Annotated in this window: 14 protein-coding genes; 5 read left to right on the top strand and 9 right to left on the bottom strand. The window is 65.1% G+C overall.

The genetic code is table 11. The features are described from left to right. Positions 1-101 precede the first annotated feature (101 nt). The 3 genes from L2Y96_RS04660 to hppD all read right to left on the bottom strand — a co-directional run bounded on the left by L2Y96_RS04660 (position 102) and on the right by hppD (position 3,668). Complete coding sequence (locus tag L2Y96_RS04660) at positions 102-1,082, bottom strand: fumarylacetoacetate hydrolase family protein (protein ID WP_247333065.1); 981 nt, start codon at positions 1,080-1,082, stop codon at positions 102-104. A 16-nt stretch (positions 1,083-1,098) separates the two neighbouring features. After that, positions 1,099-2,409 (bottom strand): homogentisate 1,2-dioxygenase, encoded by a 1,311-nt coding sequence (gene hmgA / locus L2Y96_RS04655; RefSeq protein WP_247333050.1) that lies wholly within the window; start codon positions 2,407-2,409, stop codon positions 1,099-1,101. A 170-nt stretch (positions 2,410-2,579) separates the two neighbouring features. Continuing rightward, positions 2,580-3,668, bottom strand: a complete 1,089-nt coding sequence (hppD, locus tag L2Y96_RS04650) for a 4-hydroxyphenylpyruvate dioxygenase (RefSeq protein WP_247333048.1) — start codon at positions 3,666-3,668, stop codon at positions 2,580-2,582. An 89-nt stretch (positions 3,669-3,757) separates the two neighbouring features. Here hppD and L2Y96_RS04645 point away from each other — a divergent pair, with 89 nt between their 5' ends. Continuing rightward, the gene (locus L2Y96_RS04645) at positions 3,758-4,207 is read left to right on the top strand and encodes a MarR family winged helix-turn-helix transcriptional regulator (protein WP_247333046.1); all 450 of its coding nucleotides are present in this window, start codon (positions 3,758-3,760) and stop codon (positions 4,205-4,207) included. 125 nt (positions 4,208-4,332) lie between these two features. Here the strand turns inward: L2Y96_RS04645 and L2Y96_RS04640 are convergent, their stop codons facing one another. Together L2Y96_RS04640 and L2Y96_RS04635 are read right to left on the bottom strand one after the other, a co-directional pair. Continuing rightward, positions 4,333-5,838 (bottom strand): peptide MFS transporter, encoded by a 1,506-nt coding sequence (locus L2Y96_RS04640; RefSeq protein ID WP_247333045.1) that lies wholly within the window; start codon positions 5,836-5,838, stop codon positions 4,333-4,335. 168 nt (positions 5,839-6,006) lie between these two features. Further along, entirely contained in the window at positions 6,007-6,855 is an 849-nt protein-coding gene (locus L2Y96_RS04635; RefSeq protein WP_247333043.1) for a tryptophan 2,3-dioxygenase, read from the bottom strand. A gap of 223 nt (positions 6,856-7,078) precedes the next feature. Here L2Y96_RS04635 and pdhA point away from each other — a divergent pair, with 223 nt between their 5' ends. From pdhA to L2Y96_RS04615, 4 genes are all read left to right on the top strand, one after another. Beyond that, entirely contained in the window at positions 7,079-8,158 is a 1,080-nt protein-coding gene (pdhA, locus tag L2Y96_RS04630) for a pyruvate dehydrogenase (acetyl-transferring) E1 component subunit alpha (protein ID WP_247333041.1), read from the top strand. A 12-nt stretch (positions 8,159-8,170) separates the two neighbouring features. After that, a complete protein-coding gene (locus L2Y96_RS04625) occupies positions 8,171-9,151 on the top strand; it encodes an alpha-ketoacid dehydrogenase subunit beta (protein ID WP_045828010.1) in 981 nt (326 codons plus the stop codon). 13 nt (positions 9,152-9,164) lie between these two features. Then, complete coding sequence (locus L2Y96_RS04620) at positions 9,165-10,550, top strand: dihydrolipoamide acetyltransferase family protein (protein WP_247333032.1); 1,386 nt, start codon at positions 9,165-9,167, stop codon at positions 10,548-10,550. A gap of 189 nt (positions 10,551-10,739) precedes the next feature. Then, positions 10,740-11,210 (top strand): YehS family protein, encoded by a 471-nt coding sequence (locus L2Y96_RS04615; RefSeq protein ID WP_247333023.1) that lies wholly within the window; start codon positions 10,740-10,742, stop codon positions 11,208-11,210. Positions 11,211-11,356: 146 nt separating this feature from the next. Here the strand turns inward: L2Y96_RS04615 and L2Y96_RS04610 are convergent, their stop codons facing one another. The 4 genes from L2Y96_RS04610 to L2Y96_RS04595 all read right to left on the bottom strand — a co-directional run bounded on the left by L2Y96_RS04610 (position 11,357) and on the right by L2Y96_RS04595 (position 14,484). After that, entirely contained in the window at positions 11,357-11,683 is a 327-nt protein-coding gene (locus L2Y96_RS04610; RefSeq protein WP_247333022.1) for a hypothetical protein, read from the bottom strand. A 6-nt stretch (positions 11,684-11,689) separates the two neighbouring features. After that, on the bottom strand, positions 11,690-13,057 hold the full coding sequence (locus L2Y96_RS04605; protein ID WP_247333013.1) for a tryptophan--tRNA ligase: 1,368 nt from the start codon (positions 13,055-13,057) through the stop codon (positions 11,690-11,692). A gap of 103 nt (positions 13,058-13,160) precedes the next feature. Then, positions 13,161-14,081 (bottom strand): arginase, encoded by a 921-nt coding sequence (rocF, locus tag L2Y96_RS04600; protein WP_247333011.1) that lies wholly within the window; start codon positions 14,079-14,081, stop codon positions 13,161-13,163. Positions 14,082-14,091: 10 nt separating this feature from the next. Then, the gene (locus tag L2Y96_RS04595) at positions 14,092-14,484 is read right to left on the bottom strand and encodes a rhodanese-like domain-containing protein (protein WP_247333009.1); all 393 of its coding nucleotides are present in this window, start codon (positions 14,482-14,484) and stop codon (positions 14,092-14,094) included. Positions 14,485-14,631 lie beyond the last annotated feature (147 nt).

The following is a 14,631-nucleotide window of genomic DNA, read 5'->3' as shown; positions in this document are numbered from 1 at the left end:
CCAGCTCATCCCACCGCTCGTCGCGTGCAAGCACACTCCTACAAGAGCAACGCAGGTCACGTGTAGGAGCACGCTTGCGCGCGATGGACGTTACGACGAACTCAAGCCTTCTGGATCGCCTGCTCGATCGACCCAAAGATCGAGCGCCCTTCCTTGTCGGTAACGTCAATGCGGATCGTGTCACCGAACTTCAGGAACGGCGTAGTCGGCTTACCATCGCGCAGGGTTTCCACCGTGCGCTGCTCGGCCAGGCACGACGCACCCTTGCCGGTATCTTCGTTGGCGATGGTGCCCGAGCCGACGATGGTTCCTGCGGTGAGCGGGCGCGTCTTCGCCGCGTGGGCCACGAGCTGGGCGAAGTTGAACTGCATATCGACGCCGCATTCGGCTTCGCCGAACCACTGGCCGTTGATCCACGTGCGCATGGGCAGGTGCAGTTTGTCGTCCTGCCACACGTCGCCAAGCTCATCCGGGGTCACGAACACCGGCGAGAGCGCTGAGCGCGGCTTGGACTGCAGGAAGCCAAAGCCCTTGGCCAGCTCGTTCGGAATCAGCCCGCGAAGCGAGACGTCGTTGATCAGGCCGACCAGCTGGATGTGGTTCGACGCGGTGGCCGCATCAGCAGCCATCGGCACGTCATCGGTGATGACGACCACTTCGGCTTCCAGGTCGATACCGTATTCCTCGCTCGGCACCACGACCGGATCGCGCGGCGCGAGAAAGCCGGCGCTGGTGGCCTGGTACATGAGCGGGTCGGTGTAGAACGAGGCCGGCACTTCCGCACCGCGGGCGCGGCGCACGCGCTCCACGTGCGGCAGGTAGGCGCTGCCGTCGACGAATTCGAAGGCACGCGGCAACGGAGCGGCGAGCTTGCCGATGTCGAGCGCGAAGGCGCCCTCGGCCTTGCCGGCTTCCAGGTCCTCGGCCAGCGCATTCAAGCGCGGTGCGGCGACGTGCCAGTCATCCAGCGCCGCCTGCATGGTGCTGGCGATACCGGTGGCCTTGACGGCCTTCGTCAGGTCGCGGCTGACCACGACGAGCGTACCGTCGCGACCACCTTCCTTCAGCGAAGCGAGTTTCATGCGTTTCCTTGGTCGATCAGGCGGCGTTCGGGTCGAAGTGCTTCTTCAGCCCGCGCCAGCATTCGTAGTAATTGCCCTGCAAGGCTTCCGAGGCCAGCGCCTGCTGGCTGGCATGGATGACCTTGCGGGTTTCGAACATGAAAGCCATCGTACCGGTGATGTGGTCCGGCTTGCTCACGTCCGCGCTGGAGGCTTTTTCGAAACTCGCGTTATCCGGGCCGTGGCCGCTCATGCAGTTATGCAGGCTGGAACCACCCGGCACGAACCCGCCGGCCTTGGCGTCGTACGCACCCGTAATCAGGCCCATGAACTCGCTGGCCACATTGCGGTGGAAGTACGGCGGGCGGAAGGTGTGCTCGGCCACGAGCCAGCGCGGCGGGAAGATCACGAAATCCATGTTCGCCACGCCCGGCGTATCGCTGGCCGAGGTCAGCACGGTGAAGATGCTGGGATCCGGATGGTCCACGGCGATCGAGCCGATCGTATTGAAGCGGCGCAGGTCGTACTTGTACGGCGCGTAATTGCCGTGCCACGCCACCACATCCAGCGGCGAGTGGTTGATATCGGCCTGCCACAGCTGGCCCTGGAACTTGGCGATCAGGGCGAAATCACCGTCGAGATCTTCGTAGGCCGCGACCGGCGTGAGGAAGTCACGCGGATGGGCCAGGCCGTTGGCACCAATAGGACCCAGGTCCGGCAGATGCAGCGGCGCGCCGAAGTTCTCGGCGATATAGCCGCGCGCCTCGCCATCCGGCAATTCCACGAGAAAGCGGATGCCACGCGGGACGACAGCGATCTCCAGCGGCTCGACCTCGACCACACCCAGTTCGGTGCGGATGCGCAGGCGGCCGTGCTGCGGAACGATCAGCAGCTCGCCATCGGCGTTGTAGAAGTAGCGGCCCGCCATATCGCGGTTGGCCAGGTACTGGTGGATGCCCACGCCACCCTGCTCCGCCGGGCCGCCATTGCCGCCCATGGTGAACAAGCCATCGATGAAATCCGTGCCAGCCGGCGGCATCGGTAGCGGATCCCAGCGCATCTGGTTCGGCGTGGGCGGTGCGTCGTTGAAGCGGTTGTGGAACGTGGCGTGCGCGAGTTCGCGGAACGGCGAGTGCTGCGCCGCTGGCAGGATCCGGTACAGCCAGCTACGCAGGTTGCGATGGCGCGGCGCGGTGAACGCGCTGCCGCTCAGCTGCTCGGCGTAGAGGCCCTTACCCACTTTCTGCGGCGAGTTCTGGCCCGTCGGCAGCACGCCCGGCACGGCCTCCGTGGCGAACTCGTTGCCGAAGCCGGTCTGGTAGCCGTTGGTGTCGTCGGTGTGGCTCATCGTGAAATCCCGAAGCGATGCCAGCCTAATGATGCCGTAGGAGCCCACCCTGTGGGCGACATCTTTTCGCGAAAGAGCCACAGGTCGTGTGGCGTTTGTACGAAAGGCGTCGCCCACAGGGTGGGCTCCTACGGTGGGGGCCCGGCGTCATGGGAGCCGGGCGTTCGAGCTTAGATCACGCCGCGGCGCATCTGGTCGCGTTCGATCGACTCGAACAGCGCCTGGAAGTTGCCGTTGCCGAAGCCTTCGTTGCCCTTGCGCTGGATGATCTCGAAGAAGATCGGCCCGATGTTGTTCTGCGTGAAGATCTGCAGCAGCAACTTCTTGTGCGTTTCCGGGTCCGCGTCGATCAGCAGCTTGTTCTTCTGCAGGCGCGGCACGTCTTCGCCGTGGTTCGGGATGCGGACATCGATCACCTCGAAATACGTATCAGGCGTATCCAGGAAGGCCACGTCCTTCTCACGCATGGCTTCCACGGTGTCGTAGATGTTGTCCGTGAACAGGGCGATATGCTGGATGCCTTCGCCGTTGTATTCGCGGATGTATTCGTTGATCTGCGAACCGTGGTCCGAGCTCTCGTTCAACGGGATACGGACCATGCCATCCGGCGCGGTCATCGCCTTCGAGACCAGGCCGGTCTTCGCGCCCTTGATGTCGAAGTAGCGGATCTCGCGGAAGTTGAACAGGCGCTCGTAGTAATCCGACCACTTCTGCATGTTGCCGAAGTGCAGATTGTGGGTCAGGTGGTCAATGAACGTGAGGCCAAAACCCTTCGGGTGGCGATCAACGCCAGCGAAGAAATCGTACTCGGCATCGAAGCAATCGCCCTTCGCGCCGTAGGTATCGATCAGGTACAGGCAGGCGTCGCCAATGCCCTTGATGGTCGGGACATTCAGGGCCAGCGTATCGGTCAGGCTATCGAGCAGCTCCGCGCCGTTCGAGAGCGCGGTCTTCTGCACGTCGGTGGCCGGGCGGTTGAAGCGGATAGCGAAGCCGCAGGCCGAGGGGCCATGCTTCGACACGAAATCGGCAGCGAAGGAGTTCGGCTCCTCGTTGACCAGGAAGTTGCATTCGCCCTGGCGGTACAGGGTGATGGCCTTGGTCTTATGCTTGGCCACGGCGGTAAAGCCAAGGCGGGGGAACAGATCGTGGAGCAGCTTCGCCTCCGGCGCGGCAAACTCGACGAACTCGAAGCCATCGACACCCTGCGGGTTTTCGAAGGTGGTGACTTCCATACCGATATTGGGCTGGGCGCTCATAAGCGATACTCCTGGCTGGGGGGCGGCTTGCGCCGTCTACCGGCACCTTATAGTTTCACTTGTAACCATTTGCAAGGATCGGCGCAGCAATGACCCTCGAACCCGTCCCCGCCCACGCCCCGCTGGAGCTGGAACACTTCCTGCCCTATCGCCTGTCGATCCTTTCGAACACGGTCAGCCAGTCGATCGCGGACGAGTACCAGGGCCGATTCCAGCTCAGCATGACGGAATGGCGCGTGATGACGATCCTGGCCCGGTTCCCGGCCAGTTCGGCGACCCAGGTGGTCGAGCGCACCCGCATGGACAAGGTGGCGGTGAGCCGCGCCGTGGCGCGCTTGGTGGAAGCCGGCCGAATCGACCGGGGCACCTTCGACGGCGACAAGCGCCGCTCGGTGCTGAACCTTTCCGAGGCCGGCTGGGCCATCCACGACGAAGTGGCCCCCCTCGCCCGCGCCCATGAGCGCGAATTGCTGGAAAAGCTCAGCGAGGACGAAAAAGCCTGGCTAGAGAAAATCCTCGACAAGCTACTGGGCCCGTAGGAGCCCACCCTGTGGGCGACATCTTTCGCCCCAGCGCAACAGGCCCTGCGGCGTCACCGCGAACGGCGTCGCCCACAGGGTGGGCTCCTACGGGAAAGCCATCCGCAGGCGCGGGTGGATTTCGATCATTTGATCCCGTGCATCAGCTTGTTGATCAGCGGGGCGATCAGGAACAGCACCACGCCCGCGCCGAGCAGCAGCTCGAAGCTGAAGGTGAAGCCGGATAGGGCCGAGGCCACCGTCATGCCGCTGTCGCCACTGATGTGGCCCGCGAGCAAGCCCGAGAGGTTGTTGCCAATGGCGGTGGAAAGGAACCAGCCGCCCATGGCCAGGCCCACCACGCGCAGCGGCGCCAGCTTGGTCACCATCGACAGGCCGATCGGCGAGAGGCACAGCTCACCGATGGTCTGGGCCACGTAGCAGGCCGCCAGCGGCCAGAACGGGATGAGGCCGTGGCCATCCACCAGGCTTTTCAGCGCATACATCAGCACCAGGAAGCCGATGCCGTTGAAGAGCAGGCCCAGGCCAAACTTGCGCGGAATCGACGGCTCGGCGCGCACCTTCGCCAACAGGCCCCACGCCAGCGCCACGACCGGCGCGCAGACGAGGATGGCGGCGGAGTTCACCGACTGGAACCAGCCGGTGGGGAATTCCCAGCCGAACATCTGGCGATCGACGAGGTTTTCCGCGAGGAAGTTGAACGAACTGCCGGCCTGTTCGAAGAACATCCAGAACAGCACGTTGAACGCGAACAACAACAGCATGGCGATGACGCGATGGATCTGGATCGTGTCGTGGCGCACGGCCTCAAGCACCAGCATTACCGCCACGCCGATGAACAGCACGCCGAGCAGCCATGCGATGACGATGGCGCCCGCCTTGGCCATGAGCAGGTAAACCAGCGGCACGGCGATGATGATGCCGATGATGACCGCGAGCAGGCTCTTGCCCTCGTGGCGCTCCGGCGGCGGCACGCCCACGCCCTTGAGCTGACGCTTGCCGATCAGGAACCAGATGAAGCAGATGACCATGCCGACGCCCGTGGAGGCGAAGACGGCGCGATAGTTCTGCTGCAGCGGGGTGTCGGTCATTACCGACGCGACCCAGCCGGTAAGCAGCGGCGCAAGGAAGCCACCGAGGTTGATGCCCATGTAGAAGATGGTGAATCCGCGGTCGCGGCGGTCATCGCCCACCGGGTAAATCTGACCCACAAGCGACGAGATATTCGGCTTGAACAGGCCGTTGCCGACGATCACCGTAGCGAGACCGGCAAGGAAAATATCCTGCTGCGGCACCATCACCATGAAAAGGCCCAGGCCCATCACAGCCGCACCGACCAGGATGGACCGCTGGTAACCCAACACGCGATCGGCCACATAGCCACCGAAGATGGCCGATGCGTACACCAGCGCGAGGTACGCGCCATAGGTACGGCTGGCATAACCCTGACCGGACGCCTCACCGTTGAAGAACTCGGCGACGATATACAGCGTGAGCGCCCAACGCATGCCGTAAAAGGCAAAGCGCTCCCAGAATTCCGTCATGAACAACATCCACAACGGACGCGGGTGGCCCATGGTCTGCGGGTAATCGGGCACGGGCCGTGCCTGGCTGGGGGCGGATGAAGTCATGGCTTCCCTTGGCGTAGATCGATGTGGGTGTTTAGCGGGCGCGGCCCATGGCGTCAATCGTGCAGTGCCGTATGGTGCGCCGCCTGTAGGAGCGCGCTTGCGCGCGATGGCTCTTGCCGCGAGCACCCATCGCGCGCAAGCGCGCTCCTACAGGGCGGGCGTCGCGGGTCAGGTGCCCAGCAGCGTGCGAACTTCGATGAGTTCGGGGAAAAAGCTCTGTTCCAGCGCCTTGCGCAGGAAGGCGACGCCGGAGGAGCCGCCCGTGCCGGGCTTGAAACCGATGATGCGCTCCACCGTTTTCATGTGGCGGAACCGCCAGAGCTGGAAGTTCTCTTCGATGTCGACCAGCAGCTCACTGAGATGATACTCAGACCAGTACGCGGCCGTATCTTCGTAAATGCGCTTGAAGATGGGCAGCAACGCCGGCTGGCTTCGCCAGGGCTGGGTGACATCGCGCTCCAGCAATTCTACCGGCACCGGATGGCCGCGGCGGGCCAGGAAGCGCAGGTACTCGTCGTACAGGCCGGGCGCTTCGAAGACGGCTTTCAACCGGGCGTGATCCGCCGGATCGTGTTCGAACACCGCCAACATGCTGCCGAGCTTATTGCCGAGCATGAATTCCACGATGCGGTACTGCAGCGACTGGAAACCCGAGGACGGCCCCAGCACATCGCGGAATTCCAGGTATTCGGCCGGAGTGAGCGTTTCCAGCACCGCCCACTGCTCATAGAGCTGCCGCTGAATCTGCTTGACGCGGGCAAGCACTTTCTGGGTGCCACCCAGGTCGTCGGCGCGCAGGCGCGCCAGGGCGGCATCCAGCTCATGGATCATCAGCTTCAGCCACAGCTCGGAGGTCTGGTGCTGGATGATGAAGAGCATTTCGTCGTGGTGCTGGGGCTCGGTCAGCGGGTGCTGGGCCGACAGCACCTGGTCCAGGCGGAGGTACGAACCGTAGGTCACCCGCCCTTCCAGGTCGGTGTGGATACCGGGTTCGAGGTCGCGCTGGGGATGGGCCATGGGCGTCTTCACATAGTGGGTGGATAGCGCAGGAACCGCGCCACAAAGCCATTTGAGGGGCCTGAGACGTTTTGGTCATGCTGCGGCGTGCCTTGCCGCGCCATAATACCCCTGATATCTAGTCCGGCTCGCAAGACCTGATAAGCCGTTCGTGCCCCGCTGGATGGGCCGGCCGCTTCCCCCATCGTGCGTGTCGTTTCTAACCTTCCCCTGGGAGCGAGTCGTGTCCATCGCCGCCAAGTTTGAAATTGAATACCTGCAGTACCTTGACCAGGATGGCAAGGAAACCGGCAAGGAAATGCCCGCCTTCGCCAAGGATCTCGACCACATGGTCGAGCTCTACAAGCTCATGGTCTCCACCCGCGTGTTCGACGCCAAGTCGATCGCCCTGCAGCGTACCGGCAAGCTCGGCACGTATGCCTCGTGCCTAGGCCATGAAGCCGCGCACGTCGGCATCGGCAGCGCCATGCGCCGCGAAGATTCGCTGGCGGTCTCCTACCGCGAATACGGCGCCCAGCTGTACCGCGGCGTGAAGCCGCGCGAGGTCTACACCTACTGGGGTGGCGACGAGCGCGGTAACGACTTCAAGGATGCCCCGGCGCACGATTTTGCCTGGTGCGTTCCTATCGGCACGCAGTGCCTGCACGCCGCCGGCTCGGCGCTGGCGTTCAAGATCCGCAAGGAACCGCGCGTGGCCGTGTGCACCATCGGTGATGGCGGCTCGTCCAAGGGCGACTTCTACGGCGCGATCAACGTCACCGGTGCGCAGAACCTGCCGCTGGTCGCCGTCATCGTGAACAACCAGTGGGCCATCTCGGTCCCGCGCCGCATCCAGAGCGGTTCCGGCACGCTGGCCCAGAAGGGCATCGCGGCCGGCCTGTTCTGCATCCAGGTCGACGGCAACGACATCATCGCCGTGCGCAAGGCCATGGAAGACGCGCTCGAGCGCGCCCGTTCCGGCCAGGGCGGCACGGTGATCGAAGCGGTGACCTACCGCCTCGGCGACCACACCACCGCCGACGATGCCCGCCGCTACCGCGGCGAGCAGGAAGTGAAGGACGCCTGGGAACGTGACCCGGTGCCGCGCCTGCGCAAGTGGCTCGAAGCCAAGGGCAAGTGGGACGACGCGAAGGAAGAGGCCTGGAAGGCCGAGTGCGACGACTGGATGGATAACGAGGTCAACGCGTACCTGGAGACGAAGAACCAGCCGGCAACGGCGATGTTCGATTACCTGTACGCCGAAGTCCCGGCCGACCTCGAAGCGCAGCGCGAGCTCGTCGCTTCCCTCGATCGCAAGTCGTAAGGAGCCCTTCCCATGGCACAAATCACTCTTATCGAAGCCGTGACCCAGGCGCTCGCCTACGAAATGCGCAACGACGATAGCGTCGTGGTGCTCGGCGAAGACGTCGGCGTCAACGGTGGCGTGTTCCGCGCTACCCAGGGCCTGCAGGAACAGTTCGGCGAAGAGCGCGTCATCGACACGCCGCTGGACGAAGGCACCATCGCCGGCCTGACCATCGGTCTCGCCGTGCAGGGCATGAAGCCGGTCGCCGAAGCGCAGTTCGAAGGCTTCATCTACCCGATGATGGAGCACATCGCCTGCCACGCCGCGCGCATGCGCAACCGTACCCGCGGCCGCATGACCGTGCCGGCCGTGTGGCGCGCCCCGTGGGGCGGCGGCATTCGCGCACCGGAGCATCACTCCGAGGCGAACGAGCACCTGTTCACCAACATCCCGGGCCTGCGCGTGGTCATGCCGTCGTCGCCGGCGCGTGCCTACGGCCTGCTGCTCGCCGCCATCCGTGACCCGGATCCGGTGATCTTCTTCGAGCCGAAGCGCATCTACCGCCAGTACAAGGAAGAAGTGCCCGATGACGGCGAGGCGCTGCCGCTCGACGTCTGCTTCGTCCTGCGCGACGGTACCGACGTCACCCTCGTCACCTGGGGTGCGCAGGTCAAGGAATGCCTTGAAGCCGCCGATGAACTCGCCCAGCAGGGCATCAGCGCCGAAGTCATCGACGTCGCCACGCTGACCCCGCTCGATTTCGACACGATCGCCGAATCGGTCACCAAGACCGGCCGTTGCGTCATCGTGCACGAAGCGCCGAAGACCGCTGGTTTCGGTGCGGAAATCGCTGCCCGTCTGTCGGAAGAATGCCTGTACAGCCTGCTCGCGCCGGTCGAGCGCGTCACCGGCTTCGATACGCACATCCCGCTGTTCCGCCTGGAAATGAAGTACCTGCCCAGCGTCGAACGCATCGTCGAAGCCGCCCAGCGCACGCTGGCTGCCTCCTGAGGAACCTCTAGACATGGCCGATATCAAGACCTTTTTCCTGCCGGACCTCGGCGAAGGCCTGCCCGACGCGACCGTCGTCGAGTGGCACGTCAAGGAAGGCGACACGATCAAGCTCGACGCCCCGCTGGTGTCGATGGAAACCGCGAAGGCCGTCGTTGACGTGCCCTCGCCGTACTCCGGCACCGTGAAGAAGCTGCACGGTGGCGTGGGCGACATCATCGAGACCGGCGCCTCGCTGGCCGATTTCGAGATCGACCCGAATGCCCGCCAGCGTGCCGAAGCGGAATCCACCGGCCACCATCACGGCCCGAAGAAGGGCGTCGGTTCGCCGGCTACGGATGATCCGTCGAAGGTCGTCGCTTCCGATGACGGTGGCGAGATCGATCCGCCGAAGGCTTCGGCCGATCGCGAAGACGAAGGCACCGTCGTGGGCGCCATGGTCAGCGGCAATGCCGTGCACACCGAGCAGGTCTCCAGCGCCGGTGGCGTCAAGGCCGTGCCGGCAGTGCGTGCCGCTGCCAAGAAGCTCAAGGTGGACCTCACCCGCGTGCAGCCGACCGGCGCCGGTGGCGTCATCACCATGGCTGACGTGAAGAACGCGGCCGCCAATGGTTCGGCTGCCGTGGGCGCTGCCCCGGCCCGCTCCGCTGCCGCCCAGCACCTCGCGCCGTCGCTGCCGGAACCGGGCCCCGCCCCGACCCGCACGCCGGTGTCGCTGGCTGGCAAGGCCGTTCGCACCGCGCCCCCGGGCAAGGAAGCGATGGGCCAGCCGGAACAGCTGAAGGGCGTTCGCCGCAACATGGCGCGCGTCATGGCCGATGCGCATGCCCAGGTCGTGCCGACCACCATCGTGGACGACGCCGACCTGCACGCCTGGATCGGCAAGCAGGACATCACCGCCCGCCTGATCCGCGCGATCGTCGTGGCCTGCAAGGCCGTGCCGGCGCTCAACGCATGGTTCAACGGAAAGGACCTGACCCGCACGCTGCATCCGCATGTGGATATCGGTATCGCGGTAGATACGGAAGACGGTCTGTTCGTGCCGGCCCTGCGTAACGCCGACGTGCTCGACGGTGCCGGCGTCCGCGCTGCCATCAAGCGCCTGCGCGCTTCGGTGGAAGACCGCAGCATCCCGGCCTCGGAGCTTTCGGGCTACACGATCAGCCTGAGCAACTTCGGCATGTTCGCCGGCCGTTACGCCACCCCGGTGGTCGTGCCGCCGACCGTCGCCATCATCGGCGCCGGCAAGCTCAGCCACGATGTGGTCGCCGTCATGGGCGGTATCGAAGTGCACCGCCGCATGCCGCTGTCGCTCACCTTCGACCACCGCGCCGCCACCGGCGGTGAGGCTGCGCGCTTCCTGAAGGCCATGATCGACGACCTGGGCCTGCCGAACTAAGGCCTGATTTTTGGTTGAAAAGCGAACGCCGCCCCCAAAAAGGGCGGCGTTCTGCTGTCGTAGGAGCCCACCCTGTGGGCGACATCTTTCGCAGAAGAGCAGCAGGGCCACTAGCGGTACCGCAAAAGATGTCGCCCACAGGGTGGGCTCCTACCGTGGTTTGGGGGTTTTGGCGGTATCCTTGGCGCCATGCTGAACAACGATACCCTGCGTAGCATTCGCTACATGCTCGACCTGGGCGACGTCCACGTCGTCGAGATCCTTGCGCTTACTGGCCACAAGGCGACCCGCGAAGAGGTCGAGGCCTGGCTGAAGAAGGACGAGGAAGATCCCGGCTTCGCCGCCATGCCGGATCTGGTCATGGCCCATTTCCTCGACGGCCTGATCATCCACCGTCGTGGCCGCGACGAGAGCCAGCCGGCCCGTCCGGTCGAGGCGCGCATCAACAACAACACCGTGCTGAAGAAGCTGCGCGTCGCCTTCGAACTGAAGGAAGACGACATCATCGCGATCATGGCCGATGCCGGTTTCAAAGTGTCCAAGGGCGAAGTAAACGCCCTCTTCCGCCAGCCCAAGCACAGCAACTTCCGCACCTGCGGCGATCAGTTCCTGCGCAACTTCCTCAAGGGCCTGACGCAGCGGCTGCGCGGCGCCAAATAACAGGCTCGCGTAGGAGCGCGCGCGCGCGCGATGTACTTGCGATAACGTGCCGCCTGCCGGCGGATCGCGCGCAAGCGCGCTCCTACAACATGCTTCGTATCTGGCCTGGCCTGGCCCGGGCCCGGGAATCGCGCGCAAGCGCGCTCCTACAGCGGGCGGCGTTTCCAGATGAGGTGGCGGGCTACCAGGGCTACGGCCAGTACCGCCACGAACGCGCCGTAGCCGTATAGCGCGGGCACGACCTGCTGCCAGATCGCGCCGCTTTTCGGGCCGAACTCGTCGGCTGCGGGGAGCTCTACCGCGTCGTACGCAACGAGCGCGGCCTGGATGGAGAGGATGACCGATGCCACCAGTGCCAACGCGTCGAAGGCGCGCCGCGCGGCGGTGCGCGGCAACGTCTTCGGGTAATGCCAATACGCCCAGCCAAGCACGATGAGCCACGGAGCGAGCAACATCAGTGCGAGGTAGCGCATGGGCGTTTAGTCCTGGGCGGCGGCCAGCGCGTCGAGGGCGGCGCGCAGTCGGAGGATGGCGGCCGCGCGGGCCACCTCGTCGGGATAGGGCTGGCCGTTGGCGACGATCTCGCCATTCACCAGCAACGCCACGTGATCACCCTGCGATTCGATCAGCGCAGCCGTGCCACCCAGCGTCGAGAGCACCTGGCGTGCCGTACCGGCCGCCTTCGGGTCCGCGTAGGCCACCGACAGCAACAATTCTTCGCCATCGGCGCCGAACAGGCGGAAGCGGAAGCTGCCATCGGCCTCGCGGAAGCTGGCGAAGCGCGGTGGCTTGGCCTTCGACGCCGGCTTGGCCGCTGCGGGCTCAGCCTTGACGGCCGGGCGGAACGTGCGCAGGCCCACCGCATCACGCAGCTGCTCGAGCAGCGGCACGGCGATCGCACGGGCCTTGGCCGCACCGGCAAGCAGGATGTCTTCCATATCGTCCGGGCGCGCCATCAGGGCGTCGTAGCGCTCACGCATCGGTGCCACGTCGGCTTCGATGCGCTCAAACAGCACCTGCTTGGCTTCACCCCAACCCAGGCCGCCGTGCAGCGCATCGGCGAAAGCAGCCGTTTCGGCCGGCGAGGCGAAGGCCTTGAAGATGGTGAACAGCGCGGAATCGTCCGTGTCCTTCGGCTCACCCGGCGCGCGTGAATCGGTCACGATCTTCATGATCGAGTCGCGCAACGCCTTCGAACCGCCGTCGAACAGCGGAATGGTGTTGTCGTAGCTCTTGGACATCTTGCGGCCATCGAGGCCGGGCAACGTGGCTACCTGCTCTTCGATCTGCACCGCCGGCAGCACGAAGAAGTCGCGGCCGTAGATGTGATTGAAGCGCTGGGCGATGTCGCGCGCCATTTCGATGTGCTGGATCTGGTCGCGGCCCACCGGCACCTTGTTGGCGTTGAAGGCCAGGATGTCGGCCGCCATCAGCACGGGGTACATGTACAGGCCTGCGGTCACGCCGGCATCGGCGTCTTCCTGCTCGGCGACGTTCTTGTCCACCGCGGCCTTATAGGCATGGGCGCGGTTCAACAGGCCCTTGGCGGTGACACAGGTCAGCAGCCACATCAGCTCAGGCACTTCCGGGATGTCGGACTGGCGATAGATCGTCGCGGTGGTCGGGTCCAGGCCACCAGCCAGCCAGGTGGCCGTGATCTTCATGCGCGAGGCAGCCACGCGGTCGGCGTCATCCGCCTTGATCAGCGCGTGGTAGTCGGCCATGAAGTAGAAGGCATCCACGTTGGGATCCTTGCTGGCGACGATGGCGGGACGGATCGCCCCGGCGTAATTGCCGAGGTGCGGCGTGCCGGTGGTGGTAATGCCGGTAAGGACGCGGGTACGCATGAGGGCCTTGATACGAAACGGACGAAAACCATCCGAGTGTAGCCCGCGCCCCCGCCCCCGGCGACCCCCTGCTGTTGTGGGAGCGCGCTTGCGCGCGATCCCCTCACCGCATGAGGGTCGACTTCCCGAACAGGGACTCCACCAGCTCCACCGCCAGCTTCGCCGTCTGGTTTCGCTTATCGAACGCCGGGTTCAGCTCGACGATATCCAGCGAGCCCACCCGGCCGGTATCGGCGATCATCTCCATCACCAGCTGGGCCTCGCGGTAGTTCGGGCCGCCCCGCACCGTGGTACCGACGCCCGGCGCGATGCTCGGGTCCAGGAAGTCCACGTCGAAGCTCACGTGCAGGTGGGTGTCTTCATCGACGCCGGCCAGCGCTTCTTCCATCGCCGCCTTGATGCCGATCTCGTCGATATAACGCATATCGTAGATATCGATACCCACCTCATGGACCAGGCGCTTTTCGCCCTCATCCACCGAGCGGATGCCGATCTGGCGGATCATGTCCGGGGAAATGGCCGGCACCGTGCCCCCGATGCTGGTCAGCTCGCTCGGCCCGTGGCCGCACAGGCAGGCCACCGGCATGCCGTGGATGTTGCCCGACGGGGTGATATTGCTCGTGTTGAAGTCCGCGTGGGCGTCGAGCCAGAGAATGCGCAGATTCTTGCCCTTCTCGCGGCAATGCCGCGCGACAGCCGAAATCGACCCGATGGCCAGGCAGTGGTCACCGCCCAGCATGATCGGCAGGTGCCCGTCGTTCAGAGCCGAGTAGATGGCCTCATGCGTCGCGGTGTTCCAGGCCACTGCCTCGGGCAGGTGGCGGTAGCCGTTGGTCGGCGGCTGCCATGGATTCAGCGGACCAGCGACATTGCCGCGATCCACGACCAGCATGCCGCGCTTCTCCAGACGCTCCGCCAAACGGGCGACACGCAGGGCCTCGGGGCCCATGGAACTGCCGCGGTGGCCGGCGCCGATATCGGTGGGGACGCCAACCAGGGCGACCGAACGGGTGGTAGGGCTCATGGGGTCAGGCTCAGTGATTCGGGCTTTCTTTCACCAGCGGGCGGCCATCGGCGCGCCAGGCGTCGGCACTGCCTTCCAGCAGGTGCACGTTGGTGTAGCCCAGGGATTGCAGGGTGTCGCGGGCGCGCGCGGCGCGCTTGCCCGATTTGCAGTACACGACCAGCTCCTGATCGCGCTTCACGCCGATGGCACCGTTGCGGGCACCCACCTCGTCCACCGGCACGTTCAGGGCGCCAGCAAGGTGGCCGTCGCGGTATTCGGCGGGAGTACGCACATCGAGCAGCACCGGAGCGTCATGCGCGGCCATACGGGCCGCCATGGCATCGCGGGACACATCCTGCGCCCAGGCCGCCAGCGGCAGGGACAACAGGGCGCACACAAACGACACGCGGAAAGTTCTCATTCCGCAAGTTTACACCGGGGTGGATCACAGCCACGTTGCACTGCGGCAGGGGACTTCCCTGACATTGTTCGCGGCCGACGCCTACGACGGGAGACTCCCGGCGCTGATTCACATCCAACCCCGTGAATCAGACCATAGGCGTGCGTC

Source organism: Luteibacter aegosomaticola (genome assembly GCF_023078475.1).
Lineage (GTDB): Bacteria > Pseudomonadota > Gammaproteobacteria > Xanthomonadales > Rhodanobacteraceae > Luteibacter > Luteibacter aegosomaticola.
This window is presented reverse-complemented; position numbering and strand designations above follow the sequence as displayed.

What these genes read in the sequence shown, in the direction of transcription:
- hppD (WP_247333048.1), bottom strand. Translation starts at nt 3,668, where the DNA reads ATGAGCGCCCAGCCCAATATCGGTATGGAAGTCACCACCTTCGAAAAC.
- hmgA (WP_247333050.1), bottom strand. Translation starts at nt 2,409, where the DNA reads ATGAGCCACACCGACGACACCAACGGCTACCAGACCGGCTTCGGCAAC.
- L2Y96_RS04625 (WP_045828010.1), top strand. Translation starts at nt 8,171, where the DNA reads ATGGCACAAATCACTCTTATCGAAGCCGTGACCCAGGCGCTCGCCTAC.
- L2Y96_RS04640 (WP_247333045.1), bottom strand. Translation starts at nt 5,838, where the DNA reads ATGACTTCATCCGCCCCCAGCCAGGCACGGCCCGTGCCCGATTACCCG.
- L2Y96_RS04635 (WP_247333043.1), bottom strand. Translation starts at nt 6,855, where the DNA reads ATGGCCCATCCCCAGCGCGACCTCGAACCCGGTATCCACACCGACCTG.
- L2Y96_RS04645 (WP_247333046.1), top strand. Translation starts at nt 3,758, where the DNA reads ATGACCCTCGAACCCGTCCCCGCCCACGCCCCGCTGGAGCTGGAACAC.
- rocF (WP_247333011.1), bottom strand. Translation starts at nt 14,081, where the DNA reads ATGAGCCCTACCACCCGTTCGGTCGCCCTGGTTGGCGTCCCCACCGAT.
- L2Y96_RS04660 (WP_247333065.1), bottom strand. Translation starts at nt 1,082, where the DNA reads ATGAAACTCGCTTCGCTGAAGGAAGGTGGTCGCGACGGTACGCTCGTC.
- L2Y96_RS04605 (WP_247333013.1), bottom strand. Translation starts at nt 13,057, where the DNA reads ATGCGTACCCGCGTCCTTACCGGCATTACCACCACCGGCACGCCGCAC.
- L2Y96_RS04620 (WP_247333032.1), top strand. Translation starts at nt 9,165, where the DNA reads ATGGCCGATATCAAGACCTTTTTCCTGCCGGACCTCGGCGAAGGCCTG.
- L2Y96_RS04615 (WP_247333023.1), top strand. Translation starts at nt 10,740, where the DNA reads ATGCTGAACAACGATACCCTGCGTAGCATTCGCTACATGCTCGACCTG.
- L2Y96_RS04595 (WP_247333009.1), bottom strand. Translation starts at nt 14,484, where the DNA reads ATGAGAACTTTCCGCGTGTCGTTTGTGTGCGCCCTGTTGTCCCTGCCG.
- L2Y96_RS04610 (WP_247333022.1), bottom strand. Translation starts at nt 11,683, where the DNA reads ATGCGCTACCTCGCACTGATGTTGCTCGCTCCGTGGCTCATCGTGCTT.